Origin of the sequence: Oceanococcus sp. HetDA_MAG_MS8 (genome assembly GCA_019192445.1) — a bacterium.
Taxonomy (GTDB): domain Bacteria; phylum Pseudomonadota; class Gammaproteobacteria; order Nevskiales; family Oceanococcaceae; genus MS8.
In genome coordinates this window covers 227,973-250,827 of record JAHCMK010000001.1, presented here as the reverse complement: position 1 = coordinate 250,827, position 22,855 = coordinate 227,973, and the positions used below count along the sequence as shown (strand labels likewise).

Genomic DNA, 22,855 nt, shown 5'->3' with positions numbered 1-22,855 from the left:
CTACCGTCGTGCCGCCAGTGTCGCTGACCAAGTTGTCGGCCTGCGGGTGCTCAGTACGAATACGGGTGAGCGTCAATGCCGGGCTGGCGCGCACGGCCGCGGGAAGCACGGTCTCACCACCAGCATGGGTTATGACCAGGTTACCGATACCGTCCTGCGGCAGTACCAGGTCGAAGTCCAGTTGTCGACCAGCCTCACTCACCTGCCAATTCGCTGCAGGCACGTCGACACCGTTGATGCTGAGGCTGTCAATGCTGTTGAGACCAGCCCCAATTACCGAGAATCGTGTAGCGGTTCCGGTCACTACCTGCTGGGGCCGGATGGCGTCCACCCGGACTTCCGCAAGGCCGAAGAGATCAGCAGCTTGCAAGTGCCATGGCAGCTCGAAGGTGACCTCACCGCCGTCTATGCGGCGAGCCGGCGGATTGAACAACTGCAGCGTATAGCTCTCGCCGGCCAGGTATTCATCGCCTACAACCTGGAAACTCAGCTCATCGCCAAGCACCTGCGACACACCCGCCAGTGCGGAACCATCGAAGGTTCGCACAACGCTAAGGCCCACATTGGTCCAGGCTTCGGCTGAACCAGCCACCTGTAGAGCGACCGACTCGAATGGCTCTGATAGAAGCCCGGAAGCGGGCAGAAGATCATGGATATTATTCAGCGGAACATTGACAAAGCGCAGTTGCCCCGCCCTGACCCACTCCAGACGTTCAGCATTGAATGCCGTCCATTGGTTGCCCTGTTCATCCAACCGGAGCAATGGCTGCAAAACCAGCCCCGTATCCGTGAGGTCGATATCGTAAATCTGCCGCATCTCGCCGCCGGCAAAGGCCGCAGCCAGCAACTCCCCATTCAATATCAGATCTGCAAGCCCCGGGATTGCAGTCCGGCCCAGGGAGAGCAGAGCGGGCGTCGCCTCGACTTTGCGGTCGAATATTTCGACTTGATCTGCACCGAAAACGGCCAGACGTTGACTCGCCAAGCGTAAATTTTCAGCACCAAACCAGCCAAGGCTGTACTCCAAAACGGGCGACTCCGGTTGGCGCAGCTCTCGTATCTGCAACCCCGAGTCGGTCAGCAGGTAAAGCAGCCCGCCGTCCACGACCGCATCAACGATGGTTTCAGCCAGGCTGATGTCCAGCCAGCCAGAGCCTGAAAGATTACCGACGGAAATACGGTCAGCAGCGTAGGTGACAAAGTTGCCACCACTGACCCGAATCCGTGCATGAACCACTTGTCGGGGATTCGGGATACGGTTGCTGATTACCGGCTGATAGATATTGCTCAGGTCGGCAACCATGATCTCCCCTGAGACCTCGCCCACCGCAGCGGCAAAACCGTTTGCCATGGCCATCGCCGTCGGAACCTCAGGCCATTCAAAGTCACTCAGGAACACCGATAGCCCATCGTCTGGTGTGGCCAGCAGCTGGCAACGCACCTGAGCACAGGTCAACAGCAGGTTTCCATCCCGGGATACAAAATCTCCAGCGCTGGTGTCTATGGCACCGCGCATGACCACTTCCAGACTTTGGTCAGTGACCGAATCATTGCGGCTGCTGAGGTTGCTCACGGACACCAGCAGTGGCCCGACCGTGTCACCGGGAATGGCAAATACCAGCAGCCCTGGCTCCACCAGCGAAACCGACTGCGCAGCCCGATCGTTGATCCGCACCTCGGTGAAGGGACCCAGACCCCGGCCCATGATCGCCGCGTATTCGCTGGCGTTGAACAGGAACTGACGCTGCCCGGGATCAAACCGCTCAGCGGTCATATCGTAGGCGCCGATTTCGTCAATGCTTGGGTCGGTGACGAAATTGACTGCGGCCGGCAAGGTGGCAGATCCAGCGGCGGAATCCACGCGGATGCCCAACAGCCGGTTCCGTTCCGGCGGCTCTGGCAATGCCGGTAAAAGCAGGACAAGGCGATCAGGATGCTGCTCGAGGAAATCGACAGCACCAATCACAACATCGCCAATTTGAACCTGCTGTACGCCATCCAGATCCTGGCCATATAGTGTGATTTGGTCTCCGCCCCGCCAGCTGACGGCCGCGCCGGAAATAGATTCCACCGCCGGCTCACGGGCATCTACTGCGACAAAGCGGAAACTGTAATCACTGCCCAAGGCGCTACCGGCAAGGTCGCGCCAAGCTGCATCCAAGGTGAATCGATACTCCCGGCCAACTTGCAGCTCTTGGATGGGGCGGAAAATCAGCCGCGATCCGGCATTGTTGACCGTGGCTGACACCAGGCCCTCCACAGGTGCTCCAGACAGTGTCAATCGCGCCAGATCGGCACCGACGTTGCGCAACTGATCAATATCCAGGACCTGATTGAATTGCACCTCAATGGCTGCATCGGTTGCCAGAGCACCACGCACTGCAGGTCGTTGTTCGAGGACATTCAAGCCGGACTCAAGCACGGTATTCACTGAGCCACCAAGGGCATTGAAGAGCGTACCCGGGGGTAGCGGGTTCTCAAGGGGCTCCTGATCCGAATAGACGAAGGCTGTACCGGCAAATATGGCATCCGGGCCCACAACGGCGGCCCGCACGTCGCCCAGCAAGCGGATATAGTTCGCCAGTTCCAGACGCGTTCTGAATCGGTTATCCAGCCAGTCTGAGATATCAAACTGCTGTAGATCTCCTTGTCCACCAGAGACGTACAGGGTCTGACCAACCAGGGTCATGTTGCCCGCGAAGAAATCCCCGCCCTGCAGCAAGTACGCCAGGCTGAGGTCGGCCACCGCTTCTGAACTTCCGTCCGGCTTGAGGAAATAGGCGACGACGGTGCCCTGCACCCCGGTACTGACCAGCAACAGGTCGGATACGCGGAGTATGCGCTGGCCATCGATGGCGACGCCCGAAGGATCCACGAGATTCACATGATTGACGATGCGGAACTCGCCGGACATGAGCTCAATCTGTACAGCACGTCCTTGTTCGGCCAGTAACAACCACAGGCTATCGCCGTCTTGAACGATGTCCACCGGGACACCGCCCAACTGGGCAACCGGAATCTCGTTCAATAACCGCAGACGCCGATCAGCCTCAATACGCAGCAGTTGCAATCCGAATTCGCCGCCCAGATACACTAGGCCGCGATCCGCCGAGATGGACAGAATCCGCTGCCCCGGTGTGGCGTGCTCAGCAAGCAGCTGCGGATCTGTAGGCAAGCTGACATCAAATTGGAACAGACGGTCAGCGCCTATGGCGAAGAGCTCTTGACCGCTGAGCACCAAGTCGCGCAGCCCATCAGGACTCAAACGCTCGTCGAAGAAATAGGGCAGCAGGTCACCTGCAAACTCCCGCCCCAGAATTTGCGGCCGTACCGGGTCACTCACATCTGCCACGATCAGCCGGCCTGAATTCGAATTTAAGTTCTGAAGGATCCGGCCCTGCGCATCAATGGCCTGATAACTGCCGCCGGTGACTGCATATACCAACTGATTGCGGTATGCCATGGCCGAAATGGGTGCGGATGCATCCTCAGGCAGGTCTGCGCGACCGGTCTCACTCGCCGCATAAAAGTAGGCCGCAGCCAGGATGGCCTCTTCAGTGGGGAATATCGCCGATGCAATGGCCACATCCGCGAAGCCAAAACTACCGGCAGGAGCCCGTACCACCAGGCGGTTGGTGCTCAGGACCCGAGTATCTGCTGCCGTAACCCCATTGAATCGCACCTGCATTCCAGGCGCGAATCCAAATCCAAACAACTCAACCAGGTTGCCGCCTTGCGGCGGGCCAACATCGGGCAGAACGTCATCCAAAACAATACGCGGTGCAATGACCACCGCACCGTTCAGTCGGTCCTGCGCGGCACCACGTGCGACGCTGACCGGCAAAGCTGCGGAAGAGAAGCCCAGTCCCAGATTGGGCATCGCGAACCGAATCTGTTCATCGCTAACGGTCAGAATGTCCGCCGGCGACAACGCCTGTTGCCCAACCCAGATTTGCAAGGCCGTGCTATCGCTGCCAAAACCCGATCCTTGAATGAGGCCGGTCTCTGTGCCATCCGCGTGGAAGTAGTGCATTCCTTCCACCCCGTTTTCCTCGCGGGAGACACCAACCACCCGCGGCCGCTGCCCATTGAAGATCGCGTAGCTTTGCACCACGGGCTGGAGTAAGGGGTTCCCAGGCAGATCGCGGATGGCTGTCCCAATCTGCACGCGAGCCGTTCCCGCCGGCAGCTCCGTATCCGCCAACCGTACAGTGATAACGCCGCCATCCACTGTATTTTCGGCAATGACTTCGTAGCTTCCGCCCGGCCAGGGCTGACCACTCCCGTCAAGTATCTGGATGCCCGCATTGACCACCGCCGGATCAGTGTTGATCAGATCCGAGAACTGGATGTGGATGGCGTCTCCATGACCCAATTGCGCTCCCTCTTCCGGCGCCACGCCAACCACCGCCAATGCCGAGGGCGGCACAGCTACAGGTCCGGTGTCGGCAGCGACATACAGCGCTCCACCAACCGCAAACACTTCGCCATAGTTGGCGACCGGCGGCTGGTCCTGCCAATAAGTCGCGGTATAGGAGCCCCCTGGCTCCGCGCTCTGCAACACCACGTAGCCGGCTTCGCTACCGACCAGAACCTGACCGTGGAGCACGACCATCGACACGTCGTCCAGCCACTCCGACTGGACCTGCGGTACGTGGTGCTCCACCCGTGTCCAGCTCCCGGAGTTCAGTTCGAAAACCGCCAGGATGAGTACGTCGTCCTTGCGTAGCAGGGCGTAGAGTTGGTCCCCCTGCCATTCAATATCCACGGGCTGCGCCCGCTCATCGCCGCTCAAGGAGATTGGCGGGATATTTGTCGGCGCATCCAACAATGGATCGGTTGGATCAACAAAGCGAATCACCCCAGAGCCCAGATCATTGGCAACTGCAAGCGCCAGCACGCCCAAGGCGGGGTTGACCGCCACATCCGTCGCGACGCTGCCCGGGGTGGCTTGCGAGGCGACGGTGTACGGCTGCGTTGGGTCGGTAATGTCGACGACCACCAAGCCCGTCTGAGATGCCGCCAAATAGAGCGTGTTGCCAAAACTGTCTATGCCCAGCACCGGATCGTCGATCGGCATTTGGGCCACCCGCAAGGGCTGCTCGGGAACGCTGAGATCATAGACCTCGAGCCCGGAGGGCAGGAGGAAGCGATTGACCGCGCTGGGCTCAAGGCCGTCCTTGATCCCGACAAAGAGCCAGTGATCGCGGAAGTGCATCGCACCGGCTACCAGGGGTGGATAGTTCGGCAGCTCGAAGCGGCGCCCGCTACCCAGGTTGTAAGCCAGCTCACCAACCTGCCATTCCCGGCTGCCCGCAGCTACAAACACCTGATACGTACCGACCTCGACTACCGCTGGCGCCCGAAATTCCAGAGTACTCGGGTCGCGCACATTGTCTTTCAGGTCATTCACAAACACGCCGGGCGTCAGCTCGGTGGTACGTATTTCGCTGCCGGAGGCGGAGCGCAGGATGACATTGGCCCCCGGCAGGAAGGCCGGTCGGGATGCCCGTATGCGTACAACTTCACCACCCGCGGTGGAGACGGAATTCTGCGATAACTCAAATGCTGTACCGCTGGGCTCCTCGGCAAGCATGATCGCGCCCAAACGATCGGCCTGCAGCTCGCCATCACGCAAACGCAAGTGATGCACACCAGCCTGCAATGGGAGTAAATCCAGACTGCCCGCGGGAATCCGTAGATGCTCCTCGCTTAGGACCTCCAGCGGAACCTCGAAGCTGTCGACCTGTGCAACGATGCCCTGAGCACGAAAACCGCTGCCATAGATGTCTATCGGCGTTTGATCGCCAAAGTGCTGCTTGCCGCCCAGAACCTCTGTGATCTTGGGCTGAACGGCGGGCGCCGATGCCGTTTGAATGCGGAGCACATAGGGCGTCCATAGCGAGCCACCGCGCAGGTTGCGCAGGTCTTGCAGGCGCAGCGTGTAGATTTCTCCTGGCTCCCGAGAGAAATCCAAGCGGATACTCGAGGCGCTGTCCGGTGTATCGCCCAATGCTTCCACAGTCACCGCGACAGGTGTTCCTGTGGATGAAGTGAGGCTTAGGTTGTCGGTATTGAGCAGTGACTCGCGGGTGATGGGCTCATTGAAGTCCAGTTGCAGCGCATCATTGGCTGCCAACCAACCCGCTTCGGGTACCGAACTGCGGGTCACGAGCGCCCCCGGCAACTCGAATTGCCTTAGCAAGGTCTCACCGGCGGCGATTAACCGGCCACTGAATACAGCCATGCCTGCAGCGCTTTCGGTATTTCCTGCCGAAAGAACCTTCGGTTGCAAAGGCTCACTCAGGTCCACCACCACAGGCACGCGGGCGCCAATAAACAGCAGATTACCCAGGACCTGCAGGTGTTGCGGATGCCCCAAGCCAAACTGGAGGTCGGTGTCGAGCACGATCCGGGCAAACTCCGCCGTGCGCTCCCGATGGCGGATCCAGACTTCACCATTTTGAAGTGCCGCTAGCAGGTATTCGCCATACACGGCCAGATCAACAACGTTGTCTGCCACCACCCAGGTATCGCGGACGACCGGATCATACAAATCCAGCATTTCCACTCGATACTCAACCTGCTCTTTTGGCCTTAAGGGCCCACCTGCAGTGGTTGCATCCCATCGACACGGCAGCGTCCAGACCCGTGAGCGGGACCATCCGCCAGCGTAGGCCCATCCAGAGGACAGTAGTCCTATGGAGCCGTTTACGCCCAACGGCCCCAACCCAACGGGATCTGATTCAACGCTGGTGCTGAGCGCATACAACTCGGGCAGCTCCGCCTCGGGATCTAGACTCTTGCAGTCGATACCCTCAGGTGGCTCCTTCGTGCCGGCCATCCTCGACACCAGTACCCACTCCTCAGCGGCCTGCACGTCCAGGCTCAAGAATTCGCTATACCCCTCGTACTCCCGTCCTATGAGTTGCAAGCCGTTGCCATCATCCAGATTTAGAATGGAGAGACCCCCGACACCGGAAGCGGCGTAGAGTCGGCGCGCCTGCGGATCTTCCAGCCGGGCGTCCAGCGCCGCTGAATCCATCGCTGTCGGTAATGCCTGGAGTTTCAATTGCTCGAACTCGACGGCCTCCTCTTCGGAGAGCGCACCGCTTTTACTCTTTCCCAGTAGCCCGATAAACCGCGTATGACTTTCGATGGCGCGCCGCGCTTCCTCACCTGCTGGCAGGGCGTTGTTGCCACCGACAAGGAGCATCTGCTGGGGGTCATTGATGTCGAAACTGGCCGCAATAACCGGATCTGGCGGCCAGACCTGGGCCTTGGCGATGTCGAAGTAGCCGGCATCGGTCAGCGCCACACCGGTCACTTCATCAACAATCACATGCCGTGGATTGATGGCTTGTGCCTCGCGGGTGGAAAGCTGGCGCAAGCCAAAGCCAAAGCCGTCTTCCAGGCGGGCTTCGTTGCCGTAGCGGTCACGCAGGACGATATCAACGCGCCCCGGAGCTCCACGTGGTGCCTGCACTTCCATCAGGTCGTCTGCCAATACCCGTACGGATCTCGCTGGCGTGTCGCCGAACAGCACCTCGGCAAAGTCGACCACCGTATTTCCCGGCTCGAATCCGCGGCCACGGATTGTCACCGTCGTGCCCCCATCAACAGCACCCCAACGCGGAGAAGCGCCATCTATCTGGATGGCGGTGTCGATCGCGAGTCCGCCATACAGGGTGTCGGCCTCGCGGATACCATCCCGTTCCGTGGACAACACCACGTCATACAGTCCGGGATACTCCACCACCGGAACCAGCGCTGTCAGCAGAACGACCCGGTCGTTTTCCGCATCAGAACGCGCGGAGATCACTGCAACCTCGGCGCCGCCAATCTGCAGGCGCGTCTGCTGCGGGTCCAGGCTGACGTTCAGCGCGGAGACGGTGATCTGCGTTTCTGCACCCAGCGGCACACGACGCGGCACAACATCGACAATCTCCGGCGGACTCTGCGGCGCACCCCGATAGACTATTGGGAAGCGCTGGGTCTGCGCCAACTCATACAACCTTTGCGAACGCCCTTCCGGAAGCGGTTTGACGCTTTCGACTCCGGCCAGGGCAACTACTTCCAGCGGCGTACCGGGAGCGATTGAACCGGGGTTTTGTAAGTCTAGGTGCGCGTCGTTGTTGACCAGCTCCACAGTCAGCGGCAGGGAACCGGCGGCGTCCTCTATACGGAATAACCCTGTGTTCGGCGGCCACAGATCAATGGCCTTATTGAAACGCAGCGTGGCCCTGACACGACCATCCGGATCGCGGTCCAAAATGCCACTGGCAGGCGCCACCGCGTGAATCTTCAGCGCTGCGTCCGGGTTGACCTGCACAGCCGTTTGCGCAGTATCCGTGCGTCCGGCACCCACCACGGCAAAAGCCGATGCTGCCAAGGCTTCAATCCCATTGCCTGGGAAGGCCTCCAGTCCATCCAGGACTTGCGGCTCGAGCGGGTCGCTGACGTCAACAGTCAGTATATTGCCGTCACTCTGGACAATATGTACTTGGTGACCAGTGCGAGCAATATCCTGAACGTTTCCTGGAACCCTTGAGACAATCTGTGGTGCGGTCAGATCATTGAGATCCACAACAGCCATGCCGCCATCACCCGAGGCCAGATAGGCATATTGGCCATCAGTCTGCACCCGGCTCGCGGGCCCTCTGACCGAGCCCAGAATACGCAGGCCTTCAACGGCCGACTGCTCGACAACGTAGAGGGCCCCGGTGTCACGATCATCGCCATCAATCAGGCGATTGCTTGGTACGTCGTAGTTTCCGCTAACCGCCAGATAAACGTCGCCATAGCCCTGACGGTATGGCAACCGCGTCACATCCAGTGTTGGCGCGCCGTCTGTATCTATACGGCCATTCAGGAAGGCCTTCGCCTGCAGGTGTACATCGACGAAGCCCAGACCAGCATCAGCCAGCGCAATCACACCGCGTTTGTTTTCTACTTCGATTCCCCGCGCAAAGCGACCCGGCAGCGGTAACTCAGCGATGATCTGCGAGCGGTCCAGGGCACCTGCATCAAATCCGATAATGAACAAGCGCGCTGCATCGCCTTGGGGTGTACCTGCGGCAACAAACAGGCGATCGTAGGCGCGCTCAAAGTAGGCATCGACACCGTAGGCCTCGTACGGAGCAGGTAACTCGATTTGAGCGGCGATCCTGTCATCAATTCCATTACCATCGCGATCAATCTCGTCGCGTAGTGCGTCCGGATTCAGCGGATTCTCCGGATCTCCAGTAAAGGTCGAAGCCGCAATGTTGTAAATGACGACGCCGGCGCCGCCCTGTGCGGTGATCAGGAAGGTCTCTGTGGGATCCAGGGTTGCGTCGTAAACCGGTGGATCTTCACCCGTTTCAGCAAAATCGCCCTGGACATTGGCCTGGATGGGCTGCAGATAGCGAAAACCGGCGTCCAGTGTCACCGCGCTGCCCGCCTCGGTTTTTAGGCTGACATCGACAGGACCGATTCGCCCTGCGGGGGTAACTGCCTCCAGCAGTTCACCGCTGAGCACCGTCACTGCGGTTGCCGGGGTGTCGCCGAATGTGACGCTGAGGCCCTCTCCCCCACTAGGGAACCCACGACCACTGATGCGCACGACCGTACCGCCATTCAACGTCCCGGCAACCGGCAGCACGGTGGTCGCCAACAGAGGGTCCCCATATACCAGGGCCCCGATTCGCGTATCCTGCGCTCCGCTGCCATTAACCACGGTAACCGCGGCCGGTCCCGGTAGTGCGGACGGCACCTCTACAGTCAGTCGGCTGACCTCGGCATCCAGCGCTTCTGCGGAAAGCACGATCGCCGTTTCACCCCCAACCAATATGCTGGCTGCATTGGCGTGCCGCACCTCCAATTGCACCGTGCCACCACGCACGTCCACGCTGAAGGGGTTGACCCGGAGCAACTCCGGTGCCGGACCGCTGGCACCGGCTGTCTGGAATGCAACTTGGCGACTGAACAGGCCATCCGTACGACGGCTACCCAACTCCGGCCGAAACTGCAGGCTGTAGTCTGCTGCTGGCGCCAATTCGGTCGCGGGTAACAAGTGGAACCGTGTTGGGTCTTCGGGGTCGGGTTCGATGGTGAACGCGATGTCCTGCCCATGATCACTGCCATCATCCCGTAGCAGAGACAGGTAGCGGGTGAGGAAAACACCAACTGACTCGCCAGCTGGCGGCTGCGGAGCACGGTTGAACTGAAGCAGAATCCGCACGTCCGGAGAGACACCCACAGCACCATCTCTGGGCTCGCTGAGAGCCAAATCCAGGACCAGGTGATCCAGCAACCACAATTCACTGCGGCTTTCGCCAATCGCGTCGCCGTCAGGAAACTGCTGCACACCGAGCAGAACGCCGTCCTGACCCACAATCAATTTATCTACGGGCGTGTTTTTACGTGTAGACAAGCGCAGCGCGTCAACCAGGGCAATCTCGTCGGAGTCGCCGGCATCAAATAGCCCCAAATACGCCCCTGCCAGCGGATCGCCAAGTGGGGGACTGAACCGAGAAGCGACCGCACCCAAGGTGCTAAACGCATCCGACGCCGTCGCACTCCCAGGAAGACTGAAACCCCGATTTTCGTAGCGTGCCAGTTCAGCCAGGTTTGCCGAATTACCAAAATCGAGCATCACCGGGTCCGTCAGGGAACCACTGCGAACACCGGTACCAAACACCACCTCCCGATCCTCTATGACTCCCGGTACTGCCGGCAGCGCGGCAGTTGCAATTTGCGGCAGCGCGCTCTGCAATAAATCGAACACAAAGGCCGTGGACGAACCGGAAACTAGCAGTTTGTCACTACTGGTTAGCAGCTTACGGGGTGCCAGCGGTACCGACCGGCCGGCAATACGTCCGGTTTCCAGGTAGCGAACAACACTGGGCCTGAGGGGATCCTGTACGCCGATCACGGCGACTCTTGGATCCTCATCCCGGTCAAGGAATCGAAATCCTGGCGCGGGGCCGGCGGCGACGAACAACAAGTCACCCCGGCCCGCGATCAGATTGGCTGGCTGCCCTAATTCCAGGCGCACGGCATTCAAGATATCCCGATCGCGGCCATCGGGGTCGGGCCCCGCTCCGGGCACCCGGTCCTCCCGGTCATAAACCAACAGCCAGCTCTGCCCCTCATAGGTGGTATTCAGCAGCGGGTACTCACGACCTACAGCCAACACATACAGATGTGTATCACCCAGCCACATGGCGGTGGGGACCAAATCCTGCGGCAGGTTGAAGTAACCCAATCCATGCATTGGGGCTGCTTCGGAGACGCCGGCTTGATAACTGACCAAAGAAATCCACCCCGGTGGGACCACTTGGCGAAGCTGCTCCTCGGATGCCGTCACATCGTCGCTCAGTCTTTCGCCACTCCGCCCCTGCCCGAGCACGTAAACCAGATCCAGTTCCGGGTCATGTGCGATATCCACCACCTTCCCGGGGGGGAGCTTGAGTGGATCCGGAATAAAATTAGACCAACCCCCATCCACCTGCTGCAGCTGGTCAAAGGTCAGCGGCTGCGTGGTCTCGAGCCGCCGCTGCAGTTCCATTTGTCCGTAGAAGAGGGCGCGACTGGCGAAGCGCTTGTCACCGCCCGGGCGGCTCAGCTCTATGTCGACAAAGCCACGGAAACGTTCGCCGAAATCAGGTACCACCCAGCGCAATCTCTGCGTGCTGAGCAGTTGCAGCGTATCTCCGTCCACGCTGAACTCGACCGCAGTCTCCTCGCGTCCGCTCTGCCAAGCGCGCAGCCTCAGATCGGGCTCGAATCCAAATCCGACGATCTCCACCACGTCGCCTTCGCCGGACTGGTCTATACGCACCACTGGCGGAGAGATGAACGACAGATCCAGCAGGTCCAGGTAGGAAAATGCGCCGATTGCCATGTCGGCGAGACCGGCATCGTTGATCACGCGCAGAGCGGCAGGGCCGGCCACGTTGGGAACGGTCACGGCATGCAGCCGCTCATAAGGATCCTCAGCCGTGGCGGCTTCCACCCGCTGGACAACCAGCTCCTGTCCCCCCAGGAACAGACGGGGTGCAGCACCAAAGTCATGACCCCTGACGATAATCTCCGTACCCCCGCGGATCGCCCCATGTGCCGGTGAGACCGTGACCAGCGAGGGCGCAGCGGCGGTGCCCGCCGCCGAGGTCTGGAAGCCAAATTCGTAGGTCGATGCCAGGCTCTCTCCTGACAAGGCCGTCAGGCCTTGATCGATGACAACGTGATACACCGTATTGGGCAGCAGTTCCTGTTGCGGCTGGCGGACCAACTCGATGAAGCGGCGCGCTGGTTCCCCGTCGCGACTGGCAAAGCGCATGGCGAAGCTCTCGCTGACATCAATGCCGAGAACCGGGTCACCCTGCATGACGCGAATGAAATCCGCCAGAGCGACGCCTGGCGCCAATACATCGGACAACTCGATGTCGATCTGCGTTAACGCCGTAGACACTGCGCGCTGTGCGTCAACGGGGGCATTCGAAAGCACGGTCAGGTAGGGCAGATCCAGACGCACCACGCCTTGCTGCCCTCCGGCAACTTGTACGCCGCCACGGGCCACAGTAAGCCCGCGGGCGCCGAAGTCCGCCCCCAGGACTTCCCGGTGGACGACCGCCGGGATAGTGGCATCAACACGTGGGTCATCCACCGCTGCGAGGTCGATTACTTCCACAATCGACTGTCTGGGCCGATCTTCCTGGTCGGCGTAGTGAACCGTTACGTACGCCTGCTCGCCAACAACACTCACATCGTAGGCGCCATCCGGCGCAAAGTCCTCGCGTGCAGGCAGCAGGTCAATGCTGCGTAACAACAGAGGCTGATAGGGATCAGCCACACTGAGAACGTTGAGCCGGGCACCACCACCCGCACCAGCCATGTCTGTGACATAAAGCCGGTCGCCACTGTGGGCTAATCGGTTGGCAATGCCCAAAGTATCGATGCGCGAAACGATGGGTAGCTCCGGGTCCTCCAAGTCGACAACCACAACACCTTCCTGCGAGGCTGCCACGTAAGCAAAGCGACCATCAACGACCACATCACGGGCGAGACCATTCGGGCGGATGAAGGCGACCCGATAGGGCGCAGTGACACTGCTGATGTCAATGACCTGAACGCCGCCAAGACCGTTGGCGACCAGCACCAGATCATCCTTGCGATCCAAGCCGTAGACGTCGGCAAACGGTAAATCGATACGACCCGCCAACAGATAAGGCAGACCGAACTGGCCATCGCCATTACGGGCGGTAAAAATCAATAGCTCCGCACCACTCGGCGTGCTGTACTCGGCCCCGGTATCGGGCTCCAGGGCAATCTGCTCGCGCAATGCAGCGACAAAAGCACCATCGTCATCTGCCGGTATCAGGTCTCCGGATTTGCTTGCAATGACGAAATCTGCATCGGCGTGAACCTCCCCGATGGTGCCGGCGAATATCTCGCTACTGCCCGCCAGCAATTCGGAATGGACGAAGAGGCGGTTATCGTCAAGCTCACCCTCGTTGCTGATATCGGCAATAAAGAGCCCGCTGTAAGGCCGGTAAAGATCCTCACCCAAGTAGCCAAGATCGGCCTCCAGGTATAGCGGATTGCGCGTGGACCACACACCAACCAAAGCACCGGTACGCTCTGGACCGCGGAATTGATCGACAGCGGTATAGAAAACGGATTGCGCCAGACTGCGCGCCGCCTCGGTGGTCGGTGCAACCGGCGCGAAGAAGCGCCGTTCGGAAATGGGCAGGCCCACTTCATGTACCGACTCTGCAACGACCGTGTGATTAGGCGTCGTGACCGTGGTCACCAAACGCAGGCGTTCACGGGGCTCCAGGCTGCGGCGCAAAATGGCGCCATCGGCGAAGTCAGCCCAGTAAATGTAGCGGTGTTCATCTGGGTCGCTCACCGGCGTCAGATCTCCTGCCGGGCGGGTATCATCGCGGCGCAGGATCAGATTCGCCTCATCCAGGGGCTGCCATAGCCCTTGTGCGTCTTGTGCTTCACGTACCCAATAGGCATCTACGCTGCGATTGGCTGAATCGCCGATGTCGCGAACGCTGACCACGGCTCTTAGCGGCTCGCCAGCGCTCAGGATCTCTCCATTTGCAGGGGACAATATGGCGATCTGCGGACGAACCGTATCTTCAACCTGGCCGATTCTTACCGGGTCCGTCACCGTGCGTTGACCGCGAACGTCAAAGACCTCCGCATGCACCAGGAAACCCTGCGTCCCCGGCGGAGGTGCGATCCGCGTGCCGTAGATATTGTCCTGGTTGGCGAGCCCCGCAATCTCGGACTGGGAGTTGCGGACCGTCGCAACCGGCGTTTCATTCACATAGAAGACAACCCGATCAATGCCCTTAGACCCCAGATCATCCAGTGCTTCGACCAAAACCTCGACGTCTTCGCCATCGATGACCACGCTGTCGTCATTCGCCGGCTTGACGATTGTTGCGAGTGGCGGCTCATCAGGCAGAACCTCCAATTCAAGAGATGCTGAAAGTGGCGACTCGAAGCCGGCGATATCCCGTGCCCGCGCCCTCAACACCACCTTCTCGCCAACTGCCGCCAGGGGCATCTCGGTGTGGAAACTGAAGGGCGCGGCCACATCAGTGCCAAGAGACTCTAGTGTTTCCGGAAGCACTCCGTTTTCTGTCACACCGGCAAAAAGCTCAACGCTATCCACACCGGCTTCAGGGTCGCGCACCAGAACCTGAGCCAAAAACTCGCGCCCTTCGGCAAGCCCCGCTACAGGCGCAGGTATCCTGAACCCCCGTGAATCGAGCACGTTGATGTCCTCGACGATAGGAGGTTGATTGCGTTGCAGCAGCACATTGCGCCGGACGATCGTTTCATTGCCCGCGCCGTCAATCGCGGTAATCGAAAAACGCAGGTCCAGGACATCCGTGGCTGGCGTCTCCGTACCGAGGTACTCCGCCAAGGTGCGGGTAGGTAGTTGTCCGCTGTAGGGTGCCTGACCGATGAACTGCAGTAGAACGCTCTCTGCTTCGGTAAAGGCACCATCCGCGTTGACATCGGCACTCAGTTCGACCCGCACCTGCGTCACCGCGACGTTATCTGTCACATTGGCCAGAAAGGGAATCGGCTGACGCTCGGCAACGGCAGTACCGGTGAGCGCAGGCTGAATCAACGTGACCGCGGGCGCATCGACATCGGTGTCTACTGTCAACCTCACCGGACGCGGCGTAATCGCGGTGCGTGCTTCGCCCGTGAAGCGACGTTCAATGGCGATGGCACCTAGTTCAATATCCTGGCCCGCTTGGCCGTATGGCGTCTGGAACAAGAACTCAAAGGGATACTCGGTGTCGGTAAAGGTCCGCTCGCCGCTCACCAGTCCGTCGACCTGGAGGGACACCCGCTCTATACCAACATCGTCCACTGCGTTTACCTGGACGAGAACAAACTCACCCTCTAGCACAACAGTACCGTCAACCGGTGTGCCGATCGCAACACTCGGAGGCTGGTCCTGGACAATCGGAAATGCTCTCGACTCCTGAGCTAAATGGCGGTCCAGATCCCCATGAACTACCCCGTAGGTGTCCAGGGCCTGCAACTCCAGCGTCAGTTGATTGGTACCGCTTGCTCCCCCCGGTTGGTATGCCGGCACCGGAACCAGGAAGCTGTAGGGCGGCTGGGTAATCCGCAAGGAATAAACCACGTCACTACCATGCCGCGCAGTGAGCTCCACATAAGCCACGCCAACATCGTCGAAGGCCAGGACGTTAACCGGGACGATGGCATCCTCAACCAATGCCTCCCCGGCCGACGGCTCCACCAGATCCAGCGTCGGACGCTCATCAACGCGAATGGGCACGCTGAACTCACGTATGCGCTGATTACCAGACGCATCCCGCACGACAAGACGTAGCCAACGATCAAAGGACTCCTCACCACTAAGAACCAGCCCCGGGAAAAGCTCGGCGATCTCCGGAACACGTCCGGTACTCACCAGTTGTTCGTATACGGGTGTGTCGATATTGACCGTGGATATCGGCAGATCATCGCGCGCGGGCACGTCTTCAATGACCCGTATTGGATTGCCGAACTCTGTCTGGCGATACTCGCCGTCGGGCAGGGCCACACCATAGGCCGCGTAGATTTCAATGCGGGCGACTTTGACGTTGTCGTATGCCCGCAGCGCCATGCCGAAGGTTGTGGCCTCAATAGCCCCAAAACCCGGCTCTGGTGCGGTCACCGCCACTTCAGGAACAATATCGTCCGCTGCGCCCAACACCTCAATGGCGTGCCGGCCAATTGCCCCCTCGGAATCGCGAACAACAGCGACGATCTGTACGGGTTCATCGGCCCGAATGAGGCCTGCAGGCACTTCAAAAATGTGGGCCAGCTCCAGTGCATGCCGGCTCTCCCGGCGGCCATGCTCATTCGCGAACTCGACGGAATAGTTGGCTTCGATTTCGTCGTAAATCTCTGCGAATGCCTGGTTGATGACACCCGCGCCACCAAGGTCGCCATTGATGTTCGTAACGCTCTGTGGTGCCCGAGCCAGCGGCACGCCGTTGGCCTGCACCTCCAGTGCGTTGATGCCCAGTGCCCGGTCATCCGTAGCCGCAACGCCCACCAGCACCCGGAAGGTACCGGCGGCGAACAACTGCTGCTCAGCCGGCGTCACGATGCGCAGGCTGGGTGCCATATTGACCAGCGGGTTGATCAGGATCTGGCGTTGCTGGACCTGCGCGCGCGTGTCCTCGGCCTCAAGCACATAGCGGGTCGGTTCCGCTTGGTCAAATACCAGTTCCGCCTCGACCACCTCAGCCCGCAGGGTGGGCTCGGGGCATTGCTGGGCCCAGGTCTGTCGAAGAATCTCGGTCCGGCTCCCGTCAGCTTCAACCCGGTACATCGAGAAGCGGGTCAACCCGGCGTCGTCGTTCAATGCCGTGGTCAGGCGGAATTGCTCACCAGTGCGCACAAAGAACTCGGCATACTCCACACGCGCCGCATCTTCCAGCACCCGTTGATAGCGGCCGTCGAGGTATTCGCTGGCAAATTCAGATAAAGAGATCTCGGGCGGAAGATCAGCGACGACCCGCAAGTCAACCTCAGCAGAACCCAGGATTCCGCCCTCGTCGCGTACCGTGGCCACAAGTTGTAATAAGCCGGCCTGCAGATGATCCGGAATCTGCACGGAATTGGATACGGAGCTTTGAGCAAAGTCGACGTAATTGCGGCGCGCAGACTCGGCAAAGCCGGTCAAGGACCAGTCCACGACGGCTGGGCCACTGCTTTGGTCCTCCACCGCAGCGCGAATCGGGAGACGTTCACCGGGCACGACTGAACGACCCTGCTGAGGGTATTCAATCGCAATTGTTGGGGGGTCAAGGTCTGAGTCCACCACGCCCGCCCGCAGGGGGCTGAGTTCCTGCTCTCCGCGCTCCAGACTTCGCCGGTCAACCGCATGACCCAGTGTCGTCACCCCCCGTAACCCGGCAATCGCCGGCACCCGGGAAAGCGTGCCAAAGAACTCCGTATTGAGATCAGATTGGTCCAGCAGACGCATAACGTCGGCACTGATGAAGCCGCTACCCGGCTCACCCGATCGGTTCTGCACCAGCGTCAGTGTGATGCGATAAGTCGGCGTTAGCTCATATTCAGAAACGTCGCCAACGAACTCGGTAACGCCTTCGAGTTTGCCCAGATCCAAGCGGATTTCCTGAATCGGCGACGACACAATATCGCCATCGGGGCCGGTGATAATCGGTTCAATTGCCACGCTGGAGATTGACCGGTCAGCAATCCAGTCATCAAAGGAAATAACCTCCATGGGGACTTGGCTTGCGCCAGGAGCGGTACACAGAGCATCACGCTCCACGGTGACCAAGTAATTTACGCTGTGACCCGGCGGCAGCGAAAGGTGCAAATCCCCAGCCAGCACCTTCGGCCAGGGTGCCTGTCTCAATTGCCCTTGGCTAATTTCCAGGTAGGCGACATCGGCGATTTCCAGCGCCAGATCCAGAGCGGCTTCTGGATACTCAATCCCGACCCAAGGACGGTAGGGCGGGCTCGAGTCCGGCATCGCAGCCGGACGGGCTTCGGCCAGACCAACAACCGAGCGGGTGCTCGCATCGAGTAGCGAGGTATGCATCGTCAACGCCACCACAGGCTGACTGGGGCTGCTCAGGTCATCTTCAACTTCCACCCATTGCGCCAAAGTAGCGCCACGCATGGGACTGGCGGGAAACTGGTCCAGTACACGCAATGAAGGCGCGGTATCCGGCTCGATACGAAGGACGCGGCTGGCAGTGCCCACATTCCCGGAGGTGTCTTCGGCGACGATTTGCAGTGAAATCTCGGTACCTGCGGCATAAGCGCCGAGGTCAATGTTCTCTTGCACACTCCAGGTCTTGGCACCGCTTAAATCGGTGGCGCTGAGCAGTTCCTCGGATACAGGATCAACAATGCTGGCCTCCACCCGGACCAGACCGACATTGTCGATAACATCCACATTCAGTTCTGCGGGCTCACCCTCCACCAGACTTTCCAGCGGCGAAGCGAGGCTGATTTGCGGCGCCTCTTCATCAGCCAGCAGAAGAATTTCCACTTCCCTCGAGGAGGCGTTGTTGATGCCGCGGTCGGCAATGTCAATGCGAAACCGTAGACGCTCGCCGGCCCGCTCCAGCAGATTGTCTGGTAAGCGCAACTGACCATTGAGATTGGAGAAAAAGCGCTCGCCGACGATGACTTCGCCAAAGCTGTTGGGGTTCGGTGCAGTTTGACGTTCGATGCGGTCGGTTCGAACCAGGGACTCCCACTCGATTGGGATACCTTCGCCGGAGGCATCCAACAGGACTGGCTGAATCGTGTCGACATAGAGATTGTCCTCAGCTACAGCTTCGATGGGAAATGCATCGCCGGGTATCAGCGCCAAGCCCGACTCCGGCTCAACAAGCTGTACCCGCGGCGGCTCCGCATCGTCCACAACTTCAATGGCAATCTGCGAGACACCGACCTGTCCAACAGAATCTACCGCACGCACGATCAGGCTGACGGTCGCGCCCTCGGGACGATGCGGTGTACGTAATGCGGCACTAACAAAATCCCCTTCCTCGATAGTCGACGCAATCTCAGTACCGTCCAGCACCAGAGATTCCACCTCAATGCCATCCACGGCCATTGCAAACTCGACCGACACGACACCACGGTCATCCGTCACCAGCGCAACGGCAGTAAAGGGCTCGCCCTCTACTACGCGGCTTCCGGACGCGGGGCTGCGTATGCTGACCTCCGGCGCGGCATCGTCACTCAGGGGATAGCTCCACTCCTGTGTTTCGCTATTGCCGAAGACATCTGTCACCACCGAGGTCACCACCAGGGAGTCTGCGGCCACGTCCTCGGGAATGCGGTAGGCAAACTGTCCCTCGCTTGCCAGGGAATTGGGTGCGGAAACCTGAGCGGGACCTCCCGAGGACAGTTCAAAACGCAGTTCGGTGACAACGGACTCGTCGACCACCTTCCAAGCAAAGAACACATCCTGTCCACGGTAGAGACGGCTTCCGGGGATGGGATCATTCAAACCCAGGCGGGGTGCAAAACGATCCTCCAGAATCTGCAAGGGGAGCGTGAACGGGGGGGAATCCTGACCCGTTACATCGGTTGCCACCGCCTGCAATTCGAGGCTGGCAGCCGAGTTGTCCAGCATCAAGGACGCGAGGTCCAACACGAAGCTGTTCTGAACCGCAGCGCCAGGCAGCAGGCCATTGGAAGAATCGGCGCTGAGGCTGGCCAGCACATTGCCGGACTGCGGCTCTCTGAGTTCCAGTCGCAACGCGACCACGCTCCGGTCGTCCTCCGCCAGGACATCAACCACAACCTCATCACGCGAATAAAATGCGCTTCTGGGTGTGACCGCTGAGACCACTCGGGGCGGTGCGTCGGTAACAACAGCAATTGTGACCTCGGCTACAGAACGATTGCCGGTGGCATCAGTGACTTCCACCTCGATGGGGTAGCGGTCACGAAAGTCGTCGGGAATACCCGAATGCGCGGGCGCACGAACAACCTGTGCTGCCGAGTAAGCGTTCAGAACCCCGGGAATCTGCTCCAAAGGGAAGTCGTCGCCGCTAAGGACGTCTGCAGAGTCACCGGTCAGATGGTAGGTACCACCTTGGCGGGCAACGCCAGAGAGCCTGACCTGCGTCGCACCCACATTGTCAAATCCAGTGACTTTGAGAACAAAAGTATCGCTCTCGACCACCTCCGCAAGACTCACCCCGGCCTCCGTGGCCGTGATGGGCGGAGAGGAGACATTGACCACCGGCGGCTCTTCGTCCAGGCCGACCACAAAGGACACCGCTGGGCATTGCACTGTCTGCCCCGCACTGTCGTAAGCAACGCAGTGTGCGGAGAACAACTGCTCCTGAGGAATGTCCTCCGGCGACGCGAACTCCACTGCAAAAGGGGTACTTGTATCGGTGCCTATGAGCACGTTATCTACATAGAAATCAATCCGCTCCACGCCTACATCGTCGGCCGCAGCAGCACGCAAAGGAATGCTGGAACCGGAGACGTAGCGGGCGCCCTCGACCGGGCTGACCATCGTCGCCGTTGGTCCTTGATTGGCGCGGATGGTCACGTCGACATGGGGTGACAAGCTGACAGCGCCATGAAAGTCCTGAATGCGGGCCTGCAACCTCGGTGCATCCCCTACTTGATCTGCCGTCGGGGCAAAAACAAAAGTGCTTGTACCCTGTTGGCGTACCAATGCATCCTCGGTTCTGTCCTCAGGCGGCAAAGTAAATCCGGCGCTGGCAATCGGCACCCCGTCCAGCAGTAACTCAATATCGGCCCCCAGGTAAAGGGTGTCGTCGTCAAACTCCAAAGTGATCGGATAAGCGCGACCAGCACTCAGCTCAGAGCCATCGGTGAGTGCTTCGATACGGATTTGCGCTGGGGTATTCTCAACCACCCGTACGAGGACGTCCGACAGGACTCGTTCGCCACCGGCAACACCATAAGCCGTTGCAGACACGGTTAAACCGGTTTCATTAACGCTGATATCCGGCGCCTCCAGTTGCGCCCGCCACACTTCAAATATCGTCGGCGTACCGAGAATATTTCGCGACTCGAGTTCCGGGAAGAAGCTCTCGGCAACCTTACGCCCATCAAAATAGAAATCGATGTACGAATGCTCCGGGCGATAATCCTCAGGGCGAGAAATATCGACTTCCCTGGCGACTTGCACGGTGAGCGGGGTGGACTCGACCACCCGCTGACCGACCCGGGGGCTCTCGAATACCAACTCAGGCGGTGTGGGGTCGCTGATGGCTCTGACGACCACATTTTTGGGAAGCGAGAACCCTTGCTGGCCGGCGCTGTCAATGGCGATAGCGTCAATCACCAGCACGCGGCCACTGTCGGATGCGGACATTCCCAGAGAAAGTTCATAGGGCGGCGCTTCCCGTCGACCAACCACGGCACCATCAACGCGAAACTCGACTGCGCTGACGGAGACATCATCGGTGGCAACCGCCCTAATGGGCACCTGCTCGCCCGCGACCGCGGTATCCGGCCCCAGCACCTCCACACTCGGAAGCGCATCTATGGCATGAACACCAAAACCCACGGAAATGCTGGGGTCAGCTGGCCATACGAACTGCACTGCGCTCTGCTGATCGGCAGCAAAAGATGCCGCAGCTCTAAACCGACGCCGATCATCGACTTCGAGCAAAGGGCTGAGGTCGCTTCGCACCGGCGTGCTCAGGGACACCAACTCCGTTAATCGAGTCGACGATCCGTCATCGAAGCGCACGCGGACAATGGGGCCCTCGACCCATTCATTCAGGCTCGGCACAGTAAAACGGCCCTGGCCGTCCAGGCCATCCAGTTCCAGACCCGTGACCACTTTGCTGAAGTCAACGCTCACCGGGACAAGGATCGGCTCCAGACCCGGGTACGACACTTCAATATTGACTGGGCCCTGAGATGTCTCGGCAAGGGGCAACACCACACCCGCGTCGGTCACTGCGACACTCTCAGTGTCGAGCGAACGATAAGTCACGCCGGTACCCCGCCCCCTTAAAGGCACCTCACCGCGAAACTCAAAATTCACGAGTGGCGACAGCGCAGCAGACTCCAGGATATTGCTGAAGGTAATTGTCTCTGGCTCAACTCTGAGCGACAGCGCATCTTCGGCCACGTCAGAACCAGTGAATCGGATCGCCGAAAAACCACTCTGATTTCCGGAAGCATCGACTGCGGAAACGTTCAGCAGTACGACGCCATCCGCGGCGATTTCATCAGGCGCTAGGGCCACCTCCAGCGGCAGCGCAACATTGAACTCGGTCTGGCCTTCGACATGCGGGTAAACAGGAATATCGACAGCATTCAGGAATGCGCCTTCCCGTGCCCGCTCAATAACGCCACCGACCGCACGCAGTTGTGAAGCGCGCAGGCCCAAGGCGGTAACCCTTATCGCCTGTAAATCGATATCGTCATTCGCGAAAACGGTCAGATTGAGAAACTGAGCGGAGCCTGCAGCACCGTCCAAGGCAACCTCAAGACTGGTTACGCTCGGAGACTCCCGCTCGAAGGCAAAGCTCTCTGTCAATTCAGCGAGCTGGCCAGATTCTCCAAATACTCTGACGCTCGGTGAGAGTCTGTTCGCACCAGCAACGACGAAGGGGTACTCACAATCAGCTCCCCCGCCAATAGTGGCTTGAAGCTGGCTTCTGGAAACGGACGCTGTCTGGCCGACGCTTCCGACCTCGATTCGGACGACGGCGTTGCAGTCGCTTAAGGCAGCGACATAGCTCGCTCGGGCAGAGCCAGGAACCAAATTCGACGCCGCTCGGATATCAACGTCAACCGCAGCTCCCACATCAAACGTAGCCAT

The 22,855-nt window shown here is 59.8% G+C and carries 1 protein-coding gene (running past one end of the window); it reads right to left on the bottom strand.

Translation table 11 applies throughout. From position 1 onward, the window contains the following. Nucleotides 1-22,855, bottom strand: partial view of an IPT/TIG domain-containing protein gene (locus tag KI787_01025; protein MBV6628511.1) — the 5' portion only. 15,203 nt of this gene lie to the left of the window's left edge; 22,855 of the gene's 38,058 nt are visible here — the first part of the coding sequence; the start codon lies at nt 22,853-22,855; its stop codon lies off the left edge, out of view.